General features: G+C 64.8%; 24 protein-coding genes and 1 tRNA gene. 14 read left to right on the top strand and 11 right to left on the bottom strand.

All coding sequences use genetic code 11. The features are described from left to right. On the top strand, positions 1–699 hold a 699-nt coding region (locus I6F28_RS36195; RefSeq protein ID WP_225143718.1), incomplete at its 5' end, for an invasion associated locus B family protein. 73 nt (positions 700–772) lie between these two features. On the opposite strand, the gene hspQ is transcribed toward I6F28_RS36195, so the two are convergent. Beyond that, positions 773–1,105 (bottom strand): heat shock protein HspQ, encoded by a 333-nt coding sequence (gene hspQ, locus I6F28_RS36190; RefSeq protein ID WP_024341905.1) that lies wholly within the window; start codon positions 1,103–1,105, stop codon positions 773–775. Positions 1,106–1,211: 106 nt separating this feature from the next. On the opposite strand from hspQ, the gene I6F28_RS36185 reads away from it, so the two are divergent. After that, positions 1,212–2,165 (top strand): AEC family transporter, encoded by a 954-nt coding sequence (locus I6F28_RS36185; protein ID WP_036012489.1) that lies wholly within the window; start codon positions 1,212–1,214, stop codon positions 2,163–2,165. Between the two features lie 227 nt (positions 2,166–2,392). Here I6F28_RS36185 and I6F28_RS36180 read toward each other — a convergent pair whose 3' ends face one another. Continuing rightward, positions 2,393–3,577 carry a UbiH/UbiF family hydroxylase gene (locus I6F28_RS36180; RefSeq protein ID WP_225143716.1) on the bottom strand — a complete coding sequence of 395 codons (1,185 nt, stop codon included), beginning with the start codon at positions 3,575–3,577 and terminating at the stop codon, positions 2,393–2,395. Between the two features lie 87 nt (positions 3,578–3,664). Between I6F28_RS36180 and pcsA the strand changes: the two genes are divergently transcribed. The 3 genes from pcsA to I6F28_RS36165 all read left to right on the top strand — a co-directional run bounded on the left by pcsA (position 3,665) and on the right by I6F28_RS36165 (position 6,227). Further along, positions 3,665–4,444: a phosphatidylcholine synthase gene (pcsA, locus tag I6F28_RS36175; RefSeq protein ID WP_370098139.1), complete on the top strand. Its 780-nt coding sequence runs from the start codon at positions 3,665–3,667 to the stop codon at positions 4,442–4,444. After that, positions 4,441–5,166: a TerC family protein gene (locus tag I6F28_RS36170; RefSeq protein WP_036012482.1), complete on the top strand. Its 726-nt coding sequence runs from the start codon at positions 4,441–4,443 to the stop codon at positions 5,164–5,166. Before pcsA ends, I6F28_RS36170 begins: the two co-directional genes overlap by 4 nt. 86 nt (positions 5,167–5,252) lie before the next feature. Further along, complete coding sequence (locus I6F28_RS36165; protein WP_036012480.1) at positions 5,253–6,227, top strand: quinone oxidoreductase family protein; 975 nt, start codon at positions 5,253–5,255, stop codon at positions 6,225–6,227. Position 6,228: 1 nt separating this feature from the next. Here the strand turns inward: I6F28_RS36165 and I6F28_RS36160 are convergent. The 3 genes from I6F28_RS36160 to I6F28_RS36150 all read right to left on the bottom strand — a co-directional run bounded on the left by I6F28_RS36160 (position 6,229) and on the right by I6F28_RS36150 (position 7,982). Continuing rightward, positions 6,229–6,304, bottom strand: a tRNA-Arg gene (locus I6F28_RS36160). A 116-nt stretch (positions 6,305–6,420) separates the two neighbouring features. Further along, positions 6,421–7,611: an acetylornithine transaminase gene (locus tag I6F28_RS36155; RefSeq protein WP_225143714.1), complete on the bottom strand. Its 1,191-nt coding sequence runs from the start codon at positions 7,609–7,611 to the stop codon at positions 6,421–6,423. A 185-nt stretch (positions 7,612–7,796) separates the two neighbouring features. After that, a complete protein-coding gene (locus I6F28_RS36150) occupies positions 7,797–7,982 on the bottom strand; it encodes a hypothetical protein (RefSeq protein ID WP_225143713.1) in 186 nt (61 codons plus the stop codon). 233 nt (positions 7,983–8,215) lie between these two features. Between I6F28_RS36150 and I6F28_RS36145 the strand changes: the two genes are divergently transcribed. Next, the gene (locus I6F28_RS36145; protein ID WP_036012471.1) at positions 8,216–9,157 is read left to right on the top strand and encodes a hypothetical protein; all 942 of its coding nucleotides are present in this window, start codon (positions 8,216–8,218) and stop codon (positions 9,155–9,157) included. Positions 9,158–9,256: 99 nt separating this feature from the next. Here the strand turns inward: I6F28_RS36145 and rimO are convergent, their stop codons facing one another. Beyond that, positions 9,257–10,576, bottom strand: a complete 1,320-nt coding sequence (rimO, locus tag I6F28_RS36140; protein ID WP_036012469.1) for a 30S ribosomal protein S12 methylthiotransferase RimO — start codon at positions 10,574–10,576, stop codon at positions 9,257–9,259. Between the two features lie 280 nt (positions 10,577–10,856). Between rimO and I6F28_RS36135 the strand changes: the two genes are divergently transcribed. The 6 genes from I6F28_RS36135 (at position 10,857) to I6F28_RS36110 (ending at position 17,527) form a co-directional block, all read left to right on the top strand. Further along, positions 10,857–11,420: a hypothetical protein gene (locus I6F28_RS36135; protein WP_036012466.1), complete on the top strand. Its 564-nt coding sequence runs from the start codon at positions 10,857–10,859 to the stop codon at positions 11,418–11,420. Between the two features lie 247 nt (positions 11,421–11,667). After that, positions 11,668–12,258, top strand: a complete 591-nt coding sequence (locus I6F28_RS36130; protein ID WP_036012463.1) for an ANTAR domain-containing response regulator — start codon at positions 11,668–11,670, stop codon at positions 12,256–12,258. Then, the gene (locus tag I6F28_RS36125) at positions 12,255–13,418 is read left to right on the top strand and encodes a CmpA/NrtA family ABC transporter substrate-binding protein (protein ID WP_225143712.1); all 1,164 of its coding nucleotides are present in this window, start codon (positions 12,255–12,257) and stop codon (positions 13,416–13,418) included. The genes I6F28_RS36130 and I6F28_RS36125 overlap by 4 nt, the downstream gene beginning before the upstream one ends. 334 nt (positions 13,419–13,752) lie before the next feature. Continuing rightward, on the top strand, positions 13,753–15,537 hold the full coding sequence (locus I6F28_RS36120) for a NirA family protein (RefSeq protein ID WP_225143711.1): 1,785 nt from the start codon (positions 13,753–13,755) through the stop codon (positions 15,535–15,537). Beyond that, positions 15,534–17,150: a sulfite reductase subunit alpha gene (locus I6F28_RS36115; protein ID WP_225143710.1), complete on the top strand. Its 1,617-nt coding sequence runs from the start codon at positions 15,534–15,536 to the stop codon at positions 17,148–17,150. Before I6F28_RS36120 ends, I6F28_RS36115 begins: the two co-directional genes overlap by 4 nt. 224 nt (positions 17,151–17,374) lie before the next feature. Beyond that, positions 17,375–17,527 (top strand): hypothetical protein, encoded by a 153-nt coding sequence (locus I6F28_RS36110; protein WP_036028094.1) that lies wholly within the window; start codon positions 17,375–17,377, stop codon positions 17,525–17,527. 109 nt (positions 17,528–17,636) lie between these two features. Here I6F28_RS36110 and I6F28_RS36105 read toward each other — a convergent pair whose 3' ends face one another. The 3 genes from I6F28_RS36105 to pxpB are packed head-to-tail and all read right to left on the bottom strand — an operon-like array spanning position 17,637 to position 20,205. Then, positions 17,637–18,407, bottom strand: a complete 771-nt coding sequence (locus I6F28_RS36105; RefSeq protein WP_225143709.1) for a LamB/YcsF family protein — start codon at positions 18,405–18,407, stop codon at positions 17,637–17,639. 32 nt (positions 18,408–18,439) lie between these two features. Beyond that, positions 18,440–19,477: a 5-oxoprolinase subunit C family protein gene (locus I6F28_RS36100; protein ID WP_225143708.1), complete on the bottom strand. Its 1,038-nt coding sequence runs from the start codon at positions 19,475–19,477 to the stop codon at positions 18,440–18,442. Continuing rightward, the gene (gene pxpB / locus I6F28_RS36095; protein WP_225131385.1) at positions 19,474–20,205 is read right to left on the bottom strand and encodes a 5-oxoprolinase subunit PxpB; all 732 of its coding nucleotides are present in this window, start codon (positions 20,203–20,205) and stop codon (positions 19,474–19,476) included. Before pxpB ends, I6F28_RS36100 begins: the two co-directional genes overlap by 4 nt. Positions 20,206–20,462: 257 nt before the next feature. Here pxpB and I6F28_RS36090 point away from each other — a divergent pair, with 257 nt between their 5' ends. Next, positions 20,463–21,161 carry a ribonuclease activity regulator RraA gene (locus I6F28_RS36090; protein ID WP_036012452.1) on the top strand — a complete coding sequence of 233 codons (699 nt, stop codon included), beginning with the start codon at positions 20,463–20,465 and terminating at the stop codon, positions 21,159–21,161. A gap of 23 nt (positions 21,162–21,184) precedes the next feature. Further along, a complete protein-coding gene (locus tag I6F28_RS36085; protein WP_036012436.1) occupies positions 21,185–21,589 on the top strand; it encodes a (R)-mandelonitrile lyase in 405 nt (134 codons plus the stop codon). A 139-nt stretch (positions 21,590–21,728) separates the two neighbouring features. Here I6F28_RS36085 and I6F28_RS36080 read toward each other — a convergent pair whose 3' ends face one another. After that, positions 21,729–22,085 (bottom strand): hypothetical protein, encoded by a 357-nt coding sequence (locus I6F28_RS36080; RefSeq protein ID WP_225115000.1) that lies wholly within the window; start codon positions 22,083–22,085, stop codon positions 21,729–21,731. 178 nt (positions 22,086–22,263) lie between these two features. Next, a partial coding sequence (locus I6F28_RS36075) for a DUF2147 domain-containing protein (protein ID WP_225143707.1) occupies positions 22,264–22,675 on the bottom strand: 412 nt, incomplete at its 5' end.

The following is a 22,675-nucleotide window of genomic DNA, read 5'->3' as shown; positions in this document are numbered from 1 at the left end:
GCGCCCAAGGCCTCCCCGGCCCCGGCTCCGAAGGCGGCTGCTCCCAAGGCAGCTCCCAAGGCTCCGGCGCCCGCAGCATCCCCTCAGGCTCCCCCGCAGCAAGGCGCCCCGCAGCAGGGCGCAGCTCAGCCCGCCGATCAGCAGATCCAGCTGATCTATGCGCCCTGGACCAAGTTCTGCCTCAAGGGCCAGGACGCCAATGCCAAGCAGGTCTGCTTCACCGGCAAGGACGGCCGTATCGAATCGGGCCAGCCGGTCATCGCGGCCGTGATCATCGAGCCGGAAGGCGAGCCCAAGAAGATCCTGCGCGTGACGCTGCCGCTCGGCATGCAGCTCGTGCACGGCACCCGCATCATCGTCGACAGCAACGCGCCGCTGCAGCAGCCCTATGTGATCTGCTTCCAGAACGGCTGCATGTCCGACTACGAGGCCACGCCCGAGCTCATCAACAACATGAAGAAGGGCCAGAATCTCGTTGTCCAGGCGATCAATGCCAACGGCGCGCCGCTGACGCTGCCGCTGCCGCTCGCCGGCGAATTCCAGAAGGCCTATGACGGTCCGCCGACCGATCCGAAGGTGTTCGAGGAAACCCAGAAGAAGCTGCAGGAAGAGCTGCAGAAGAAGGCCGAAGAGCAGCGCAAGAAGCTCGAGCAGCAGGGTGGTGGCGCACCGGGCGCGGCTCCGACCGGTCAGAAGTAATCGGGAGCAAATCCCGGACGTGAAAAAGGCGCTCGGTTCGAGCGCCTTTTTTGCTGGCCGACGATCACGACGATCAGTTCAGCGAGGGATTGCGCGGGCGATAGCCGCCGGCCTTGTCCTTGACGAAGATCTCGGCGACCTGGGAATGCCGGACCGGCTCGCCGGAATCGTCCGGCAACAGGTTCTGCTCCGAGACATAGGCGACGTATTCGGATTCCGCGTTCTCCGCGAGCAGGTGATAGAACGGCTGGTCCTTGTGGGGCCGCACTTCCTCGGGAATCGACAACCACCATTCCTCGGTGTTGTTGAATTCCGGATCGATGTCGAAAATCACCCCCCGGAACGAGAAGATCCGGTGACGAACGACCTGTCCGATCTGGAATTTGGCGGTCCGCGCTTTAATCATCCCCCGTCGATAGACCAGGATTGTGGCCGATGCTAGTGCCCTCAGCTGGAATTAACCTTCGTCTCCGGGGCGGATAGCCCCCAAGCCTTCAGAAAAAACTTCAGCAATGGTCGATATCCTCAATCTGGCGCTGCCTTATTTCGGCTTGATCTTCGTCGGTTTCGCTTGCGGGAAGGTCAAGTCCATCCCGGAATCGGGGCTCGCCTGGATGAACTTCTTCCTGCTCTACGTTTCGCTGCCGGCGCTGCTGTTTGCGATCATGTCGAAGACGCCGTTTTCGGAATTGAATAACCCGCCGTTCCTGGTGGCGACGACGCTCTCGACGGTCGCGGCATTCACGCTGGCGCTGGTGGTCGGCAAGCTATTCGGACGGCTGACGCTGCGCGAAGCGACGCTCGCGGGCCTCTCCGGCGGCTACGGCAATATCGGCTATATGGGCCCGGGCCTCGCACTTGCGGTGCTGGGGCCGAAGGCGGCTGCGCCGACCGCGCTGATCTTCTGCTGCGACAGCATCTTCCTGTTCACGATCGTGCCGCTCTTGATCGAGCTTTCCGACCGCGACCATCCCTCGCTCGTCCATGCTTTCGGCGTCGTGCTGAAGCAGATCGTGCTCAATCCGCTGATCATGTCGGCTTGCTTCGGCGCGGCGGTGGCGGCGCTGCATATCGAGCTGCCGGTCGCGCTCGACCGCACCATCACCTTCCTGCAGAACGCGGCCGCGCCGACCGCGCTGTTCGTGCTCGGCGTGACCGTGGCGCTCCGCCCGTTCGATCGGGTGCCGTGGGAGGTGCCGGGCGTGATCGCGGTCAAGCTGCTGATCCATCCGCTCGCGGCGTTCGCCCTGATGCTGGCGTTCGGCCCGTTCGCGCAGCCCTGGGCCGCCACCGCCGTGCTGATGGCCGCGCTGCCGCCGGCGCTCAACGTGTTCGTCATCGCCCGGCAGAACGATGCCTGGATCGAGTCCGCCTCGGTCGCGGTCCTGCTCGGCACCTTCGCGTCGGTGGTCACGCTGACTAGCGTGATGTGGGCGATCCAGACGGGACGGTTGGCGTTTCCTTGATGGTGATGAGATTGGCTTGATCTCTTCCGCGGGCCGGTGCGCTCCCTCTCCCGCTTGCGGGAGAGGGTCGGGGAGAGGGCTCTCTCCGCGTCGGGATTGTCGAGAGTGCAGAAAAAATCCCGTCGCGGAGAGAGCCCCCACCCGGCGCTTCGCGCCGACCTCCCCCGCAAGCGGGAGAGGTTGCACCGAGCCAGCGGTGAAGTCGTCCAACCTAACGCGCTTCGGAGCTACCTGCGCCAGGTCGGCGTCAGGCCTTCGCGCATGGCGAAGCGCCGGAGCGGGCCGATGGCGCCGAGGAGGTGCATGCCGACGGCGCGGACGGGCTGGAGCGGCAGGAAATCGTTGAGCAAGGAGCGGTTGGCGATGTCGATCGCAAAGGTACGGCTCAAGATGTCCGGACGCCGCGCGCGGTCATAGCGCTTGAGCACATCGTCGGCGCCGGGATCCTGTCCCGCGGCGATGGCCTCGCCCGCGAGCCGGGCAATGTCGGCGGCATCGCGCAGGCCGAGATTGAGGCCCTGGGCGCCGATCGGCGGCACCACATGGGCGGCTTCGCCGACCAGCGCGATACGGTCGCGGCCGAAGCATTTCGGACGCTCGATCGCGAGCGGGAACAGGTTGCGGCCAGGCTCCACATTCATCCGTCCCAGGATCGAATGCGACTGTTTCTCGATCGCCGCCGACAGCGCCTCGTCGCTCAAGCCGCGCAGCCGTTCAGCCTCCGCAGGCGCTGCGACCCAGACGATGCTGGAGCGGTCGCCGGGCAGGGGCACGAACACGCAAGGCCCGTGCGGCGTGTGGAACTCGGTCGAGACGTTGCGATGCGGCCGGGCATGGCTGATGTTGAAGGTCAGCGCAGTCTGGTGCAGCTCGCGCCGCGTCACGGCGATGCCAGCAGCCTCGCGGCACAGCGAGTGCCGGCCGTCGGCGCCGACCACGAGGCGCGCCGAGAGAAACTGTCCGGACGCCGTGCGCAGCGCGACGTCGTCGGCCTCGATGACGACGCTTTCGGCCTCGTCGTCGAAGCGGACGAGATTGGGCAGCTCGGCCGCGCGCGCTTCCAGCGCCAGCATCAGCGAGCGGTTGTCGATGTTGTAGCCAAACGCATCGAGGCCGATTTCGTGACAGGAGAAGCGCACCTCGGGGCTGCGGAACAGCCGGCCGGTGTCGTCGACGAGGCGCATGACTTCCAGCGCAGCCGCCTTGTCCCTGCAGCGCGACCAGACGTCGAGGCCTTCCAATAGATCGATGGAGGCGCCGAGCAATGCGGTGGTGCGATTGTCGGCATAGGGAACGCGACGCGCCACCAGTGCGGTCCGGGCACCCGCCTGCGCCAGTGCGATCGCCGCGGCAAGGCCGGCAGGTCCGCCGCCGATCACGGCCGCGTCATGGAGTGTCGATGCGTCTATCATGGAACGACATTTGACACGCCGGGCGGCAAATTCAAGCCCACCTATATTTCCCTGATTTTATGGCGAATTTTGCGATCGTGCGCCGCAATGGCGGATGTGCAAACCGGTCGCATTCTGATAGCAGAAGCCATGGATACGCAGCAGGATTCCCTGAAGCCGAGACCGGTGATCCGCGCCGCAGCCTTCTCGGTGCACATCTTTACCGCCTTCGGCGCGGCAATCGCGCTCCTGGCGATGCTGGAGGCCGTGCGCGAGCACTGGGCGGCGATGTTTCAATGGCTGGGCGTCGCCCTGATCATCGACGCGATCGACGGGCCGATCGCGCGGCGGCTCGACGTCAAGAACGTGCAGCCGAACTGGTCGGGCGACGTGCTCGATCTCGTGGTCGACTTCTGCACCTATGTCTTCGTGCCGGCCTATGCGATCGTCGCGAGCGGCATGCTGCTGCCGGTAGCGGCTCCCTTGCTCGGCATCGCCATCATCGTCACCAGCGCGTTGTATTTCGCCGACCAGCGCATGAAGGCCGACGACAATCATTTCCGCGGCTTCCCGGCGCTTTGGAATGCGGCCGCGTTCTATCTGTTCCTGCTGCATTGGCCGCCGCTGTGGGCGACGCTGCTGGTCGCCGCGCTGGTCGTGCTGACGTTCGTGCCTTTCCATGTGCTGCACCCTGTCAGGGTGGTGCGGCTGCGCTGGCTGACGATGTCGCTGATCGCGGTCTGGGCGCTGCTCGCCTTCTACACGCTGCAAATGGATTTTCGCGTCGGCACCGGGGTGACCGTCGTGCTCTGCGCCATCGCGCTCTGGATCAGCTTCAGCGATGCCTTGATCCGGTTGGCGAAATCCCTGGCGAGATTATCGGCGTGATGGAGCTGCTGACCAGCCCGGAAGCCTGGGCCGCGCTGCTCACCTTGACGGCGCTCGAGATCGTGCTCGGCATCGACAACGTCATCTTCATCTCGGTGCTCGTCTCGCGCCTTCCCGAGAAACCGGCGCAGCGCGCCCGCCAGATCGGGCTTGCGCTGGCACTGGTCTTTCGCCTCATCCTGCTCAGTCTCCTGGTCTGGCTGATCGGCCTGACCGCTCCGGTGCTCTCGATTCAGGGCTATGCTTTTTCCTGGCGCGATCTCATCCTGATCGGCGGCGGCCTCTTCCTGATCGCCAAGGCCACACATGAGATTCACGGCGAGGTCGAATCCGATCACGACGCGAGCGAGAAGGACTCCACAGGCAGCGCCTTCTTCTGGGTGATCGTCCAGATCGTGATCATCGACATCGTGTTCTCGCTGGACTCGATCATCACTGCGATCGGCATGGCCGAGGACATCAAGATCATGATCGCGGCGGTCGTGATCGCATGCGCGGTCATGTACGTTTCGGCGGGTCCGGTGGCGCGATTCGTCGCGGAGCATCCGACCACCAAGATGCTGGCACTGGCCTTCCTGGTGTTGATCGGCGTCGCGCTGGTTGCGGACGGATTCCACTTCCACATTCCGCGCGGCTACATCTATTTCGCAATAGCGTTCTCGGCGGCGGTGGAGTTCTTCAACGTGCTGGCCAGGCGCAACCGCCGGAAAGCCGCCAAGTAGTCGCGTTGGGTCGTTTCCAGTCGGCGTCGAGTTGACAAGGCGGGCGCGATAGCTTTCGCTCAGCCGCACGAAGAGGAGGTCAGGTGATGACGAAAGCCATCCGTGTGCACAAGGTCGGAGGCCCCGAAGCCCTGGTCTATGAGAGCGTCGACGTGCCGGCGCCCGGGCCCGGCGAGGTGCGCATCCGCCAGCACGCGGTCGGCCTCAACTTCATCGACGTCTATTACCGCACCGGCCTCTACAAGGCGCCGGGGCTGCCCTTCATCGCCGGCAATGAGGCCTCCGGCGAGGTGGTCGCGGTCGGGCCAGGCGTGACGAATTTTCATCCCGGCGACCGCGTCGCCTATTACCACAATCTCGGCGCCTATACCGGCGAGCGCAACATCCCCTGGGAGAAGCTGGTCAAACTGCCCGATCACATCACCTACGAGCAGGGTGCCGTGCTGATGTTGAAGGGGCTGACGGTCTGGTATCTCCTGCACAAGACCTTCAAGGTCGAGCCGCATCATCGCGTGCTGGTCCACGCCGCCGCCGGCGGCATCGGCCTGCTCGCCTGCCAGTGGGCGAGGGCGCTTGGCGCGCATGTCATCGGCACCGTCGGCTCGCGCGAGAAGGCCGAGCTTGCGGAGGCCAATGGCTGCGATCACGTCATCCTCTACAACGAGGAGGATTTCGTTGCGCGCGTGAAGCAGATCAGCCGTAACGAGGGCTGCGACGTCGTCTATGACGGCGTCGGCAAGGCGACGTTCCCGGGCTCGCTGTCCTGCCTGAAGCCGCGCGGCATGTTCGTCTCGTTCGGCAATGCGTCGGGCCCCGTGCCACCGTTCGCGATCGCCGAGCTCAACAATCACGGCTCGCTGTTCGCGACGCGGCCGAAGCTCAACGATTATGTCGGCACGCGCAAGGAACTGCTCGAAGGTGCCGACACCCTGTTCGCCGCGGTCATCAACGGCAAGCTGCACGTGCCGATCAACCACGCCTACGCGCTCAAGGACGCCGCCAAGGCGCATATCGATCTCGAAAGCCGCAAGACCACGGGGGCTTCGATCTTGAAGCCGTAGATGGTGGTCCCGCGAGGAGTCGAACCTCGAACCTCCGCGCCCGCAACGCGGTGCTCTGTCCATTGAGCTACGGAACCCTACCACCTTCGAACTGGCTGTCGTAGGGTGGGGCAAAGGCGTAACGCGCCGTGCCCACCAATTCGCAACGACAGTTTGAATGGTGGGCACGCTTCGCTTTGCCCACCCTACAGCACTACGCGACGCGTCTTGCCGCGCCGGCCTTGGTCAAGATCGCGTCGAGACATTCGATCATCTCGGCGATCTCGCTCCTCGTGACGTTCAGCGCCGGCATGAAGCGCAAGCTGTCGAGCTGTGGGGCATTCAGCAGCACGCCGGCTTCGAACGCCTGTGCGACGATGCCCGGTGCGATCGGCAGCTTGAGGTCGAGCGCGAGCAACAGGCCGCGTCCGCGCACGCCGCCGAGGCCATGCCGGGCCGAAATCTTCTGCAGCTCGCTTTCGAGCAAGAGGCCGGTCTCGGCCACCTGCTTCAGGAAGTCGGGCTTCTTGATCTCCTCAAGCACCGCAAGGCCTGCCGCGCACATGATCGGGTTGCCGTTGAACGTGCCGCCCTGGTCGCCGTGCTCGAAGCATGAGGCGCGTTCGGTCGCGAGCAGGGCTGCGAGCGGCACGCCGCCGCCGATGCCCTTGCCGAGCGTCATGATGTCGGGCGCAATCCCCGTATGCTCATAGTGGAAGAGCTTTCCGGTCCGGCCCATGCCGGTCTGGATTTCGTCGAAAATGAGCAAGAGGCCGTGCGCCTCGGTCAGCGCGCGCAGCTGCTGCAGGAACTGATCGGTCGCAGGCCACACGCCGGATTCGCCCTGGATCGGCTCGAGCATCACGGCGACGGTGTTGGCGTTGATCAGCTTTTCCACCGAGGCGATGTCGTTCAGCTTGGCCTTCTTGAAGCCCGCGACCTTCGGCTCGAACAGCGGCTCGAACGCCTTCTTGCCCGAAGCCGACATCGTCGCCAGCGTCCGGCCGTGGAAGCCGCCTTCGAAGCTGATGATCTCGAACGCGCCGCCTTTGTGCAGGCTGCCGTATTTGCGCGCGAGCTTGATCGCACCCTCGTTGGCTTCCGCGCCCGAATTGGCAAAGAACACCTGGTCGAACGCGCTGTTCTCGACCAGCGCCTGCGCCAGCTTGAGGCTCGGCTCGTTGTAGAAGGCCGGGCTCGGCGTCAGCAGCCGCTTGGCCTGAGCTGCGAGCGCATCGGCGATCGCGGGCGGGGAATGGCCGAGGCAGTTCACGGCCCAGCCCTGCACGAAGTCGAGATAGCGCTTGCGGCTGTCGTCCCAGAGGTAGGAGCCGGCGCCGCGGACGAACACGGTCTTTGGCCGTGCGGTGATGTCCATCAGCGCGTCATACGGATGCGTGGTCATGTCGTACTCCAGGGGTGGAAAAAAAAGGGCGCAAAAAGCAGAAAGGCCGCACCTTGCGGGTGCGGCCTTTCTCGAAAACTAGCTGAATTCAGTGGTTCAGCGGCGTCCTCGGACATGGCGCACCCTCTCGTCGTCGCGGGAGCGACGGCGGAGCATTTCGGTGCGCTGGTTGGTCCGGGCGTTGATCATGGGGCGGGTCCGTACAGCCGAATGGCAGGACTTGTCAAGCAGGCTTTTTTCAAGATGCACGCCGAGCGTGCATCGGTCAGGTCGGGTGGGCGGCTGTGCAGCGTCTGGTTGACGGTGCTCTGGTGGTAGAAGCGGTAATCGTCGAAGCGCTGCGTGCGCAGCATGTCCGAGAGGCGGCTCATCCTCGTTCCTCGCTCGCGTTGAAAACGCGGGCAGAGTTAGGCCGAGTCCGTGACCGCTGCGTGAATGCATTATGGTGTCACATTGCGGAGCGCAGGCCGTCTCGCCGTGTCGCGCCCTGCAGCAACCATCGGGTCGCTGGCGCGTTTGTGATCATGGGATGCGATTTGGTTCGAACCGGCTTCACGTCGGTTCAGACCAAGCAAGACGGGACCAATCAGACCAGTTTTCAGCCTTGTCCGACACGCCTTACCCAATCGACCTCGACAGCATTCGCGGCGCATTTCCGCCCGGGACCGACGCGCCGCCGCTGCTGGTCGATTTCGCCGGCTGGCTCGAGGGGCGTCCCTGGGGCAGCGTCGGCCGCTTCGCCCTGCAAGGCCAGTTCTCCGACTCCGCGCCGATCGTCGACGGCAGTCCCTTGCGCGACAGGTTTTCGCTGTTCATGCGCCTGCCGGACGGCTCGGCCGTCGGCGGCTGGTATGGCGCGGGTCTTGATCGCGACAATCCGCCGATCGTCGGTCTGGGTTCCGAGGGTGATTACGAATTGCTGGCGCCGAGCCTCGATGCGCTGCTGACGAGGCTGACGTCGCAGCAATTCGACAGGGCCTGGAGCGATCTGAAGCCGCATGACGAAGTCGAGCCTCAGACCGTCGAACTTGCGCAATGGCTCGCTGGACAGCCTGTTGGCGAGAAGGCGACGTGTGACGACGGGCCTCCGGAGCTGCCTGATTTCCGCGGCTTCATGGAAAAATGGAGCCGGGACCGCGAGGATTATTGGGCCAACCATCGCATGATGGCCGAACTCGGCTGGCGGCTGGCCGCCCATCTGCCCAAGGGCAAGAATGCCTGGGATAAGACGCGTTTCGAGGTCGCAATCGTCGGCAAGCAATACCAGGCGCGCGTGCTGACGCGCGGACCGCAGCCGTTTGAGGAAGCGGCTTCAATCGAATCCCTGCTGCGCGATCTGCGCGAACAGATGTGGAAGGCTCAGCCTGAGCTCGGGTTATGGTACGCGATGAGGTTCGGACTCTACGCCGACGGCCGCGTCATGCCGAGCTTCGAATACGACGTGCGCCCGACCATCGACGGTGAACCGGCATTGCTCTCCGAGGCGAAAGCCGATCTCGCCCGTGCACCAAGGCCGGAGCGCTGGGTGCCGAAATGGCTGGCGTGATTGTCTCCACACTGTCATTGCGAGCGTAGCGAAGCAATCCAGACTGTTCCCGCGGAGGGATTCTGGATTGCTTCGCTACGCCGCAATGACGGAACGCGGTCAGAACCCCGCGACGCTGCCGTGCAGATCGTATGCGTCGGCGCGCTCGATCTTCGCCGTGACGATCTCGCCGACGCGCAGCGGGCGGCGGCTCGTCAGGTACACCGCGCCGTCGATCTCCGGCGCATCGGCTTTGGAGCGGCCCTTGGCGACGGTCGGGCCGACCTCGTCGATGATGACCTGCTGGCGCGTGCCGACCTTGCGCTTCAGCCGGCGCGCCGAGATCTTCTGCTGCCGGGCCATCAGCGCATTGTAGCGCTCCTGCTTGACCTCTTCAGGGACGGGATTCTCGATTGCGTTCGAGGTGGCGCCGGCGACCGGCTCGTATTTGAAGCAGCCGACGCGGTCGATCTCGGCTTCGTCGAGCCAGTCGAGCAGATAGGCGAAATCGGCATCGGTCTCGCCGGGGAAGCCGACGATGAAGGTCGAGCGCAAGGCGAGATCGGGACATTCCTCGCGCCAGCGCTTGATCCGCGCCAGCGTCTTGTCCTGCGCCGCCGGACGCTTCATCGCCTTCAGCACCTCGGGGCTCGCATGCTGGAACGGGATGTCGAGATAGGGCAGTACCTTGCCCTCGTTCATCAGTGCGATGACCTCGTCGACATGCGGGTAGGGATAGACATATTGCAGCCGGACCCAGGCCCCGAGCTCGCCGAGCTCGCGCGCGAGGTCGAGGAATTTGGCGCGGACCTGGCGGTCCTTCCACGGGCTCTCGGCATATTTGAGATCGACGCCGTAAGCTGAGGTGTCCTGCGAGATCACCAGGAGCTCTTTGACGCCCGCGCCGACGAGGCGCTCGGCCTCGCGCAGCACGTCATCGGCTGGGCGCGAGACGAGGTCGCCGCGCAGCTTCGGAATGATGCAGAAGGTGCAGCGGTTGTTGCAGCCCTCGGAAATCTTCAGATAGGCGTAGTGGCGCGGGGTCAGCTTGATGCCCTGCGGCGGCACCAGGTCGAGATGCGGATTGTGCGCCGGCGGCAGCGCGCGGTGCACGGCGTTCAGCACGCTCTCATATTGCTGGGGGCCGGTGATGGACAGCACGCCCGGATAGGCCTGCTCGATCGCTTCCGGTTCCGCGCCCATGCAGCCGGTCACGATCACCTTGCCGTTCTCGGCCATGGCCTCGCCGATCGCCGAGAGCGATTCCTGCTTGGCGCTGTCGAGGAAGCCACAGGTGTTGACGATGACGATGTCCGCCCCGTCATGCTTGCGGGCGAGCTCATAGCCCTCCGCGCGCAGCCGCGTGATGATGCGCTCGGAATCCACCAAGGCCTTGGGACACCCGAGTGACGTGAATGAAATGCGCGGCGCTCTGTCCATGTAATCGCCTGGAGCCTATCTGAATTGTCTGGATTTGCGATCCAAGTAATTGAACCGATGGCGAAATTCAACAACTAACGTATGCGGCGCGCGGCTAAAGCAGTACGCGCGCGTAGTTGGCGTGATCGGCCAGTCACCAGCGACGGTATTACTGACTGACGGTTCCTGGTCTGGAAGCTCATTCGGATCGAGCGAGTGGAGGATCCGAGGTGAATTGCTCGAACACGCCCGTTTTGGTTGTTATTCGGTTTCTTGCTTGATTTCACGGAGCTTAACCACGATGCGCCGCTTCATCTTCGGCTTGGCTTTCGTTACCGTTTCCTATGGCGCCATGTTTCCGGCCCGCGCTGAAGTCGACAAGATCATCCATGTCTGCGATCGGCAGGAACGATTGTGTCCGGAATTCAGGCCTCGCGTGAAGGCACCCGACGGGTGGACGAGGGATGAGGCCGCGAGTCTCAAATACGGCGCATCGATGTTCGTTCCCAAAGGGAAGACATTCGGTAAAGCAGAAGCAATCATCTATGCCGAAGGCCGCTATAACGAGGACCGCACCGAACTGGTTCAATGGATCGCAACGAGTGATAAGGATTGGGCGACGACATCCGGCGACCATGCCAAGATCACTACGCTTCCCTCGGTCAACCCGAAGGTCATCATCAACCGCTACGACAATCCGTCCTTGAAGGACCAGCCGATCGAAGTCATCGCGCATTACGCCGACCGCGACAAGGACGGCAATTCCTACGTCGTGCGGCTAGCGGTCTCCGGCCGCACTGAGGCGGCAGTGCTGGTCGCCATGCCACTTCTCGACAAGATGATCGTTGGCGCGAAGATTCCGTGAGAGCATGAGTTCTGCTTCGCAGCTGAAGGCTGCGCGAGCGTTTTCTTGCGGGAGGGCGGCATGGAGAGTTTACATTCGTCGTGTCAGGGACACCCGAGCGACCCGAAGCTGACCTTGGGCGCAGCCGTCTGATCCATATCTAATCTGCCTGATTGACCGGCCTGAGCTAGTCCCAATTGCCCATAATTACAACCCTTTGCAGGGCGATCCGGCGTGCTATGGATGAATCAGCTGCCGTGAGTGAGCCATGAGCGCCGAACAGTCGCCCAAAATCGTGATCGTCGACGAAAGCCCGATCCGGGCCGCGATCCTGGAGGAGGGATTGCGCGAGGCCGGGTTTACCCAAGTCGTCCATATCAGCGAGATGCAGAGCCTGCTGGCCCGTATTTATGCGGCGGACCCCGACATCATCGTGATCGATCTCGAAAACCCCAGCCGCGACGTGCTGGAGGCGATGTTCCAGGTCAGCCGCGCGGTGAAGCGGCCGGTCGCCATGTTCGTCGACCAGAGCGATTCAGCCTCGATCCAGGCCTCGGTCGAGGCGGGGGTGTCGGCCTATATCGTCGACGGGCTGAAGAAGGAGCGCATCAAGCCGATCCTCGACCTTTGCGTGTCCCGTTTCAACGCCTTCGCCAAGCTCCAGGAGGAACTGGAGCGCACCAAGTCGCAGCTCGAGGACCGCAAGATCATCGAGCGCGCCAAGGGCATTCTGATGAAGGTGAAGGGCCTGACCGAGGACGAGGCCTATGTGCTGCTGCGCTCCACCGCGATGCGCGAGAAGAAGAAAATCGGCGAGATCGCACAGTCGATCATCACCGCGTCGGAGATGCTGAAATGACCGTTCCCCTCCGCATCGGGTTCATTCCGCTGGTCGATGCCGCCGCGCTGATCGTCGCGGTCGACAAGGGCTTTGCCGCCGCCGAGGGGCTCGAGGTCGAGCTGGTGCGCGAGGTCTCCTGGTCCAACGTCCGCGACAAGCTCAATATCGGCCTGTTCGATGCCGCGCATCTGCTCGCGCCGGTGGCGATCGCGTCCTCGCTCGGCCTCGGTCACGTCAAGGTGCCGATCGCCGCGGCCTTCAATCTCGGCATCAACGGCAATGCCATCACGGTGTCGCCGGCGCTCCATGCCGCGCTGATGGAGGAGATCGACGGCGATCGCTTCGACCCGATGGCGACGGCGAAAGCGCTGGCGAAGGTGGTTGCCAAGCGCCGCACGGCAGGGGCCGAGCCGCTCACCTTCGGCATGACCTTCCCGTTCTCCACCCACAATTATCAATTGCGGTTCTGGATGGCGGCGGCGGGCGTCGATCCCGACGAGGACGTGCGCCTCGTGGTGCTGCCGCCGCCCTATATGGTCGACAGCCTCAAGAACGGCCATGTCGATGCGTTCTGCGTCGGTGCCCCCTGGAACTCGATCGCGGTCGATCTCGGCATCGGCCATATCCTGCATTTCGTCGCCGACATTCTGGTCCGTGCGGCGGAGAAGGTGCTGGCGGTCCGCCAGACCTTTGCCGACAAGAACCCGGACGTGGTCGCAGCCCTGGTGCGGGCAGCCGTGAAAGCCGCCGAGTTCATCGAGCATCCCGAGAACCGGACCGAGGCGGCGCAGATCCTGGCCCAACCCGAACGGATCGGCGTCGACGCCGAGGTCATCCAACGCACCCTCACCGGGCGCCTGAAGATTTCGCCCGATGGCACCTTCCGCGAAAGCGGCCGCTACCTGCTGGTCGGACGCGAAGGGGCAGGGCGGCCCGATCCGGTCCAGGCCGCCTGGCTCTATGCGCAGATGGTGCGCTGGGGCCAGACGGCGCTCACCCCTGACGGGGTCAAGACGGCGATGGCGGTGTTCAGGCCCGATCTCTACGACGCGGCGCTCGGCAACAGGGCGCCGTTTGAGGCTCCCGCAGCGTTCGGCGCCTTTGCCGGTCCGGCCTTCGACCCCGCCGATATCCGCGGGCATCTCGAGGCCTTCGGGGTCGGGCGCTGGAAGGCCTGATTCGCGGTTGCTTCGCTTTTGAGCATCTAAGATCCTTGGCTAATGTTTGAGCTGGCTGCTCGTATTTCGGGAGAGTTCCCAAGCCGGCAGTTTCCGGGTCCCATCCTAATTATCTGAAACTTCATTGGTTTTTATTTCGATCAAGCTGGCACGCAACTTGAATGTTGCGCTGCGGCCAGCTTGTCATAGGTGCCTGCTGAGCCAAGTCCCGCAGCAACGAAGCTGATCGGACCGTGAGTGACGAAGCCGGCTTCTGAGCCAGCCTGACGTTCCTCGCGGGTCGCGCAATCCGTCGAAGCCACCGAAGGTGGCCGCAGGAGCTTCGTTACCGACCATGAAAATCGATTCGCTCTCAGTCGACTTTACCGACGAGCAGAAACGCTATCTCGAAGGCTTCACGACCGGCCTGCAGATCAGCCGCGTCGGCCGCGGCCTTGGTGGTGGCGGCAGCAGCAAGGCGAATGCCGAGCCTGTGGGTCCCGATGCCGTGCACATCAAGGCGCAGGACAAGGTGATCGCGTCGGGCAAGAAGCTCGCCGATCAGGAGAAGTTCAAGCGCGACGAGCACCCCTTCGACGCCTACCCGCGGCTGCGCCAGCAGGCGCTCGACAACACCCCGCTGAGCCCGGCGGACAATTTCCGCTGGCGCTATTACGGCATCTTCTATGTCGCGCCGACGCAGGACTCCTACATGTGCCGCCTGCGCATCCCGAACGGCATCATGAAGCATTGGCAGCTGTCGGGCCTTGCCGATCTCGCCGACGAGCTCTGCGGCCCCTACAGCCACGTGACGACGCGCGCCAATCTCCAGCTGCGCGAGATCCCGCCGAAGCACGCGATCAGAATGATCGAGGGCATCCAGGAGCTCGGCCTGTGCTCGCGCGGCTCCGGCGCCGACAACATCCGCAACGTGACGGGAACGCCGACCGCCGGCATCGATCCGCAGGAAATCATCGACACGCGGCCCTATGCCCGCGAGTGGCACTACCACATCCTCAACGACCGCTCGCTCTACGGTTTGCCGCGCAAGTTCAACGTCGCCTTCGACGGCGCCGGCCGGATCGCGGTGCTTGAAGAGACCAACGACATCGCCTTCACGGCCTATGAGGTAAAGGACGGTTTCGGCGTCGAGCCCGGCGTCTGGTTCCGGCTCGGCCTCGGCGGCATCACCGGTCACAAAGACTTTGCGAAATATTCCGGCATCATCGTCAAGCCGGAGCAGGCGACCGCCGTCGCCGACGCCATCGTGCGCGTGTTCATCGAGCATGGCGACCGCACCAACCGCAACAAGGCACGGCTTAAATACGTGCTCGACGCAATGGGCCATGACGGCTTCCTCAAGCTGGTCGAGGAGCGGTTGAAGACGCCGTTCACGCGCGTGCCGGAAGAGGCGTTCGCGCCGCGGGCCGCGGCGGACCGCATGGCGCATATCGGCGTGCACAAGCAGAAGCAGGACGGCCTCAACTGGATCGGCGTATCGCTGACACTCGGCAAGCTCACCTCCGATCAGATGCGGGGCCTCGCCAAGGTGGCGCAAGATCTCGGTGACGGCGAGATCCGGCTCACGGTCTGGCAGAACCTGTTGATCTCGGGCGTGCGCGACGCGAATGTCGAGCTCGCCATTGCCGCGATCAAGCAGATCGGGCTCGCGGTCGAGGCCTCGCACATCCGCGCCGGCCTGATCGCCTGCACCGGCAATGCCGGCTGCCGCTTCGCGGCGTCCAATACCAAGCGCAATGCCGCGGAGATCGGTGACTGGTGCGAGCCGCGCGTCGCGATGGACAAGCCGGTGAACATCCACCTGACCGGCTGCCATCATTCCTGCGCGCAGCATTACATCAGCGACATCGGACTGATCGGCGCGCGCGTGCCGATCAATGAGGAGGACACCGTCGAGGGCTATCACCTCTTCACCGGCGGCGGGTTCGGCCCCGACGCCGATGTCGGGCAGGAGGTCTATCACGACCTCAAGGCCGAGGACGCACCGAAGACGGTCGAGGCGCTGCTCAAGGCCTATCTCGCCAATCGCGCCTCGCCCGACGAAACCTTCCTCTCGTTCGCGCGCCGCCATGACGGCGAAACGCTGCGCAAGCTTGCCGATGCACAGGTGTCCGCATGAACCAGATCACGCCTCCGCCGAAACTCGATATCATCCCCGCCAGCGCGCCATTCTCCGACGCGCAACGCTCCTGGCTGAACGGCTTCTTTGCCGGACTGCTCTCGCCTGATGTCGCAACGCCGCTGTCGGCAGAGCAGGGCGCCGCCGTCATGCAGGCCGGTGACGGCGACGACGGCGAAGCGCCGTGGCACGACCAGACCATGCCGATCGCCGAGCGAATGAAGCTTGCCGAAGGCCGTCCCTTGCGCCGCAAGATGATGGCGGCGATGGCACAGCAGGATTGCGGCCAGTGCGGCTACAATTGCCACGATTATTCGGAAGCGATCGCGAGCCGCAGCGAAGCGCGGCTCAATCTGTGCGTCCCCGGCGGCAAGGAAACCGCGCGGATGCTGAAATCGCTGTACGAGGAGCTCGACAAGGCGCCCGCGGCCAAGACCACCGACAAGAGCACTGACAAGGCCGGCGCTCCGGCACCGGCTGTGACCGTGACGATCGCAGAGCCCGGCCGCTCGCGCGACAATCCGATCCAGGCGACCTTCCTGTCGCGCCGTCTTCTCAACAAGGGCAAGTCGGAGAAGGAGACCTATCACATCGAGTTCGATCTCTCCGAGGGCAAGCTCGACTATGTCGTTGGTGACAGTTTTGGCGTCTTCCCGCGCAACGACGTCGGCCTCGTCGACCAGGTCATCGCGCTGCTCGGCGCCTCCCACACGACCAAAGTCAACGGCAAGACGCTGCGCGAGGTGCTGATCGACGACGTCTCGCTGTCGCCGGCGCCCGACACTCTGTTCGAGCTGATCTCCTTCATCACCGGCGGCGCGCAGCGCGAGAAGGCGCGGGCGCTGGCGCAGGGAGAGGATCCCGATGGCGATGCCGCGACGCTCGACGTGATGGCGGCACTGCAGAAGTTTTCCGGCACGCGGCCGCATCCCGAGGCCTTCGTCGAGGCGCTGGAGCCGCTGCAGCCGCGGCTCTACTCGATCTCGTCCTCGCACAATGCGACGCCGGGAAAGCTGTCACTGACGGTGGACTCGGTGCGCTACGTCATCGGCAAGCGCAGGCGGCTCGGCGTCGCCTCGACCTTCCTCGGCGAGCGGATCAACGAAGGCGAGAAGCTCAAGGTCTATGTGCAGAAGGCGCACAATTTCGGCCTGCCGCAAGATCCGAAGACGCCGATTATCATGGTCGGTCCGGGCACCGGCATCGCGCCGTTCCGCGCCTTCCTGTTCGACCGCAAGGCGACCGGCGCGCCCGGCAAGAACTGGCTGTTCTTCGGCCATCAGCGCAGCGATTGCGATTTCTTCTATCAGGACGAGCTCAACGCCATGAAGACCTCAGGGCTTCTGACGCGCCTGTCGCTGGCCTGGTCGCGCGACGGCGAGAAGAAGTTTTACGTGCAGGACCGCATGCGCGAGGTTGGCCGCGAATTGTGGACCTGGCTCGCCGAGGGCGCGCATCTCTACATCTGCGGCGATGCCAAGCGCATGGCCAAGGACGTCGAGCGCGCGCTGGTCGACATCGTCGCGCAGTTCGGGGCACGTTCGACCGATGAAGCCGTCAGCTTCGTCGCCGAGCTCAAGAAGACTGGCCGCTTCCAGGCTGACGTGTACTAGTCGGACGACTCCTCTCGGGGTTGGGCGTCATCCGATTGTCATCCGTTCCGGTTCCAACTGGCTTGGATTCTAACGAATAAGATTCTCGGAACCTGCTGGTGAAGAGAATTTGCATCTGCGATGGGGGGCCTCCAGAGAACCCTCATCGCTTTTTCCGCCACCGTCTTGCCTCCCGCCCTGGTTGTTCCTTCATACTCCCGCAAATGGGGCGTTGGAGATCGACCATGCGCGAACTATCGGCGGAAGCCAGGCTGCACTTCTACGCGCGCTCGCTCTCGCGCCGGACCGGGGCGAGCATGCATCACGTTGCGATGTACAGCGCGTTTGCGGTGATCGCGGCGATCGTGTTCGGGACGCTGTCGGTGCACCCGTTTTGATGTGTCTGCGTAGGGTGGGTTAGCCGAAGGCGTAACCCACCACTTGTATGGCTGCAGCAGAAGAGGTGGCTTACGCTTCGCTAATCCACCCTACGACACCGAACCCTGCTCACGCCCCGCGCTTGAACGGCGCCACATCGATCCCCGCAGCTTTCAACGCCTGCCGCACGCCGCGCGCGATCTCGACCGCGCCCGGCGTATCGCCGTGGATGCAGACCGTATCCGTGCGCATCTTGATGACCTTGCCCGTGACCGACACCACCGCGCCGTCCTGCACCATGCGTACCACGCGCTCGGCGATCGCCTTGGCGTCGTGCAGCACCGCGCCGGGCTTCTTGCGCGAGACGAGGTTGCCGTCATCCTCATAGGCGCGGTCGGCGAACACCTCGTGCACCATCGGCAGGTTGGCGTCTTCGCCGGCCTTCACCAGCTTCGAATTGGCGAGCACGACGAAGATCAGGCTGGGATCCACCGCCTTGATGCCGGCGGCGATCGCCTTCGCCGTCATGTCGTCCTCGCAGGCGACGTTGGAGAGCGCGCCGTGCGCCTTCACATGGGTGACCTTGTAGCCGGCCGCAATCGCGATCGCCTGCAACGCGCCGATCTGATAGGCGACGAGGTTCTCGATCTCGGAGGCCTTGAGCCCTGCGATCGGATGCCGGCCGAAGCCGTGCAGGTCGCGATAGCCGGGATGCGCGCCGACCGAGACGCCGCGCGCCTTCGCAAGCTCCACCGTCCGGCGCATGATGTCGGGGTCGCCGGCATGGAAGCCGCAGGCGACGTTGACCGAGCTTGCCAGCTCGATCATCGCGGCGTCGTTGCCCATCTCCCACGCGCCAAAACCTTCGCCGAGGTCGCAATTCAGATCGACTGTCTTCATGGGTTGCTCTCCGCCTCTGGTCTTGTTGTCGCTTACGGCTCCGCCGTGACCTGCCACGTCCCGGAATCGACCGCGCTGACCGCATAGCCCGCTACGTTAGCATCGCTGAGCGCCTCGATGTTGAGGGCGACGATATCGGAGGAGCGCAGACGATCGGGCAGGCTGCGGATCGCTTGCGCGAACTTGCGCGCCTCGTCCTGCGCTTCGGCCATGCTGACCGCCTTGAAGCGGAACGCGGTTCCTGCCGAGGTCTGGGCGAGGCGGCCGATATCGGCCGTGATCACGGTTGCGATCTTCGGATAGCCGCCGGAGGTGCCGCGATCCATCATCAGCGCGATCGGCGCGCCGTTGCCGGGCACCTGGATGCTGCCGTTGACCGTGCCGTCGGAGACGATGTTGTGGCCGTGCAGATGCTTGATCGCGGGGCCCTCGAGGCGGTAGCCCATGCGGTCGGAGGTCGCCGAGATTTTCCATTCGCTGTCCAAGAACAGCGCCTTGTTGGCGTCGTCGAACTCGTCGTCCTGAGGACCCAGCAGCACGCGGATCGGGCCGCTCGCCGGCTTCGGCAGCTCGATGCGCAGCTCCGGTGCGCCGCTGGCGGCATCGACCGTGAACTCGTCACCGGCCTGGAGCGGGCGCGGGTAGGGGCTGCCGAGGCCGGCGCGGGCGTTCACAGCAAGACTGCCGAACACTGCCTCGCCCTTGATGGCGCCTTCGATCGCGAGATAGGTGAAGGCGCCGCCGCGGGCAAAGCCGAGCGTCAGCGTCTCGCCATCCTTGAGCGTCACCGAGGTGTCCATCGCGACCGGGCTGCCGGCGATGTCCGCATTGCGCGGCGCGCCCGATATCGCCACGCGCACGGCGCCGTCGCGGGCGGTGAAGGAGGCACCGAACGGGCCGATCTCGATGGCGGCCGCGAACGGCTCGTTGCCGACCAGCGTGTTCGCCGCCGCAAGCGACAGCCGGTCCATCGCTCCGCTCACGGTCAAGCCGTAGCGCTGCGCGCCGTGGCGGCCGCCGTCCTGGACCGAGCTGGCAGGGCCGATGCTGGCAACGACGAGCCGGCTCATGCGTCCACCTGCTCGGCGACGATCTCGCCGGCTTCCGCAGCGCGGTCCATGTCCTCGAATGTCTTGTGGTCGATCGGGTAGAACGTGACGCGGTCACCGGGCTCGGTGAGGAACGTCGGATTGCGGTGGAGCTGATAGGTTCGCACCGGGGTGCGGCCGAGCAGATGCCAGCCGCTCGGGGCGGCCAGGCACTGGATGCCGGCCTGGACGCCGCCGATCGAGATCGTGCCTGATGGCGTCAGCAGCCGTGGCGATTGCCGCCGCGACATGTGCAGGAATTTGTCGAGACCGCTGAGATAGGACCAGCCCGGCGTGAAGCCGATCATGGCGACTTTATAGTCGCCGCGCGAATGCCTGACGACGATGTCATCCGGCGTGGTGCCCAACGTCTTGGCGACGTCCTCGAGGTCGATGCCGTGCTCGCCACCATAGGCGACGGGAACGCGCCAGCGGCGCGCTTTGGTGACCGGCGGCAGCGGCCGGGTGGCGATCGGGAGGATCTTTTCGCCGAGCGCCTCAAAGCCGATCTCGCCGGGATCGTAATGGACCAGCAGCGAGCGATAGGTCGGCACGGTCTCGGTGATGCCGTCGATGGGCGCAGCTAGCAGCGCCTTGTCGAGCGCCAACACGCGCTGGTTGGCATCGTCGTCGATGGTGCGGCTGAACTCGACCGTGACGGCACTGTCGCCGCTGGGCAGAAGGCGGGGCGGGGGAAGCGTCGCGGCCATTGAGCTGTCAGAGCGCTGTCGTAATCGGGCTTCTCGGGAATGCGGGCTCGACCTTGAGTTCCGCTTGTCCCTGCTTCGCGTAAATGTGCCCGCAAGTCCAATAAATTAATGCAAGGGGAAGCGATAAAGCCTTGTTATCGCATCGCATAACGGCGCTGCGGCCCTGCGTAATTGCTAGCCTCTTGGCCCTTGACGCAAAGCTCGCGGCTCGCAAGATGCGCGCGTTCTGTCCCGCACCTTGGAGCTCGTTCTCGTCCATGTCGCTGTCCCCCGAAGCCCGCAAGACCCTCGCCGGCATCACCACCGCCACCATCACCACGGTCCTGCTGAAGAAGGGCCTGCGCAATGTGTGGATGCGCGGCGCGCGTCCGTTGCGGCCGGGCCTGCCGCGGCTGGTGGGACCGGCCTTCACGCTGCGCTTCGTGCCGGCGCGCGAGGATCTGGCGACGCCGGAATCCTGGTCGTCGCCGATCTCGACCCGCACCGCGATCGAGGCGATGCCGGAGGGCTGCATCGCCGTGGTCGATGCCATGGGCATCACCGATGCCGGCATCTTCGGCGACATCCTTTGCGCGCGCATGGTCAAGCGCGGCGTCACCGCGCTTGTCACCGACGGCGTGGTGCGTGACGTCGAGGGCGTGCTTGGCACCAATTTGCCGGTTTGGTGCGACGGCTATGCCGCGCCGCCGTCGGTTGCAGGCCTCACTTTCGTCGGCTGGGGCGAACCGATCGGCTGCGGCGGCGTTGCCGTCTTCCCGAACGACATCGTGGTCGCCGACCAGGACGGCTGCGTGCTGATCCCGCAGGCGATGCTCGATCATGTCCTCAATGAGGGCGTCGAGCAGGAGCGGATGGAAGCCTGGATCGTCAACGAGGTGAACAACGGCGCGGTGCTGCCGGGCCTCTATCCCATGAACGCCGAAACCAAGGCGCGCTACGCCGCCAGCAAGAAGTAACGGACAAAGGAACGAGGACCCTCATGGACATCACGCTCGCCGGCACGCGGCCGACCCGCCGCGCGCCGAAGGAACACTTCACCGGCACCGTGTGGCAGGACCCCATCAACATGGCGCCGGCGCCTGCACGGCTGAACGTCTCGCGCGTCGCATTCGAGCCGGGCGCGCGCACCAACTGGCACCACCATCCGCTCGGGCAGACGCTCTACGTGATCTCGGGCGTCGGCCGCGTTCAGACCAAGGGCGGCCCGGTCCAGGAAATCCGTCCCGGCGACACCGTCTGGATTCCGCCGGGTGAAGTGCACTGGCACGGCGCATCGCCGACCAACGGCATGTGCCACATCGCCATGCAGGAAGCGCTCGACGGCGTCTACTCGACCTGGCTGGAGCCGGTCACCGACGCGGAGTATGGCGCGGCGGTGGGCTGACTCTCGTGTCCCGGACAAGACGCATCGTCCAAGGCGATGCGTCGCCGATCCGGGACCCAGATCTTCGACCCACTGAGAGCACTGGGTCCCGGCTCTGCGCGGCAACGCTTCGCGCTGCCGCTTGTCCGGGACACGGCACCTAAATCTTCTCCGCGGTCCACGTGCCCGTGCACATGGCGCCGCGCCAGGTGCCGGAGCCGGACGCGCCGCTGAGCCGGCCGAAGCCAACGGCACGCTTGATGCCGGTGCTCAGGGTGACCTTGATGTTGCCGGCATCGGCGACGCGCCCCGACGCCGTCACCGCGGCGCTGCTCGAGGCGATCTGGCCATTATTGATGCCGATGGAGACCGTCGCGCCGTTGCCGCAGGCCTGGCTTGATGAAGCAATGCGGACGTTCCACGCGCCATCGAACGTGCTTGTCGCAGCGTCGGCCTGCGCGAGCGGGACAGCGATGACGACGGCGGTGGAGAATAGAGCCTTGCGAAACACGTTCATGACACGCCCCTGTGGTTGACCATGCGGGGGACCGTGACACGCGTGCGGAACCGGCGATGTGAGGGCTGTCACGTGCGCTGAAGGCTGTGTGAGCCTGCGCACGCCGGCACGCCAGGGCGCAAAAGCAAAGGACCCGCATCGCGAGCCCCTTGTCTGAGTAAGAACGATCAGGTGGATCTCAGTTCACCCGCGTCCAGGTCTGGCCGCCGCAGAACATGCCGCCGAAGGCGCAGCCCTGCACCCGCAGCCGGTCGGTGCCCTTCATGGCGATCGTCGAATCGTAGGTCGAGCCCGAGTTGGGATCGAGGATGCGGCCCGACCATTTCTGGTCCTTGCCCGCCTTCATGTTGATCAGCACCTGCTCGCCGTTCTGGTTCGACTTGCTGTCGACCGAATAGCCGCAGAGGTTGGTGCCGCATTGCTCGATGCGGACCTTGCCTTCCTTCTCCTCGGTGAGCCAGACGCCGACCGGCGAATTGAGGTCGCGCGTCGGCGCAGTTGCAGGTGCAGGCGGCGCTGCGGCCGCCTGAACGCGCGCGGGAGCAGGCGCAGGTGGCGGAGGCGGGGCCGGCGGAGCCGCAGCCACGGCC

The organism is Bradyrhizobium sp. NBAIM14, from assembly GCF_020193895.1.
GTDB classification, from domain to species: Bacteria; Pseudomonadota; Alphaproteobacteria; order Rhizobiales; family Xanthobacteraceae; genus Bradyrhizobium; species Bradyrhizobium yuanmingense.
Note: the sequence above shows the minus strand (reverse complement) of the source record. Positions and strands in the feature narration are given on the sequence as shown.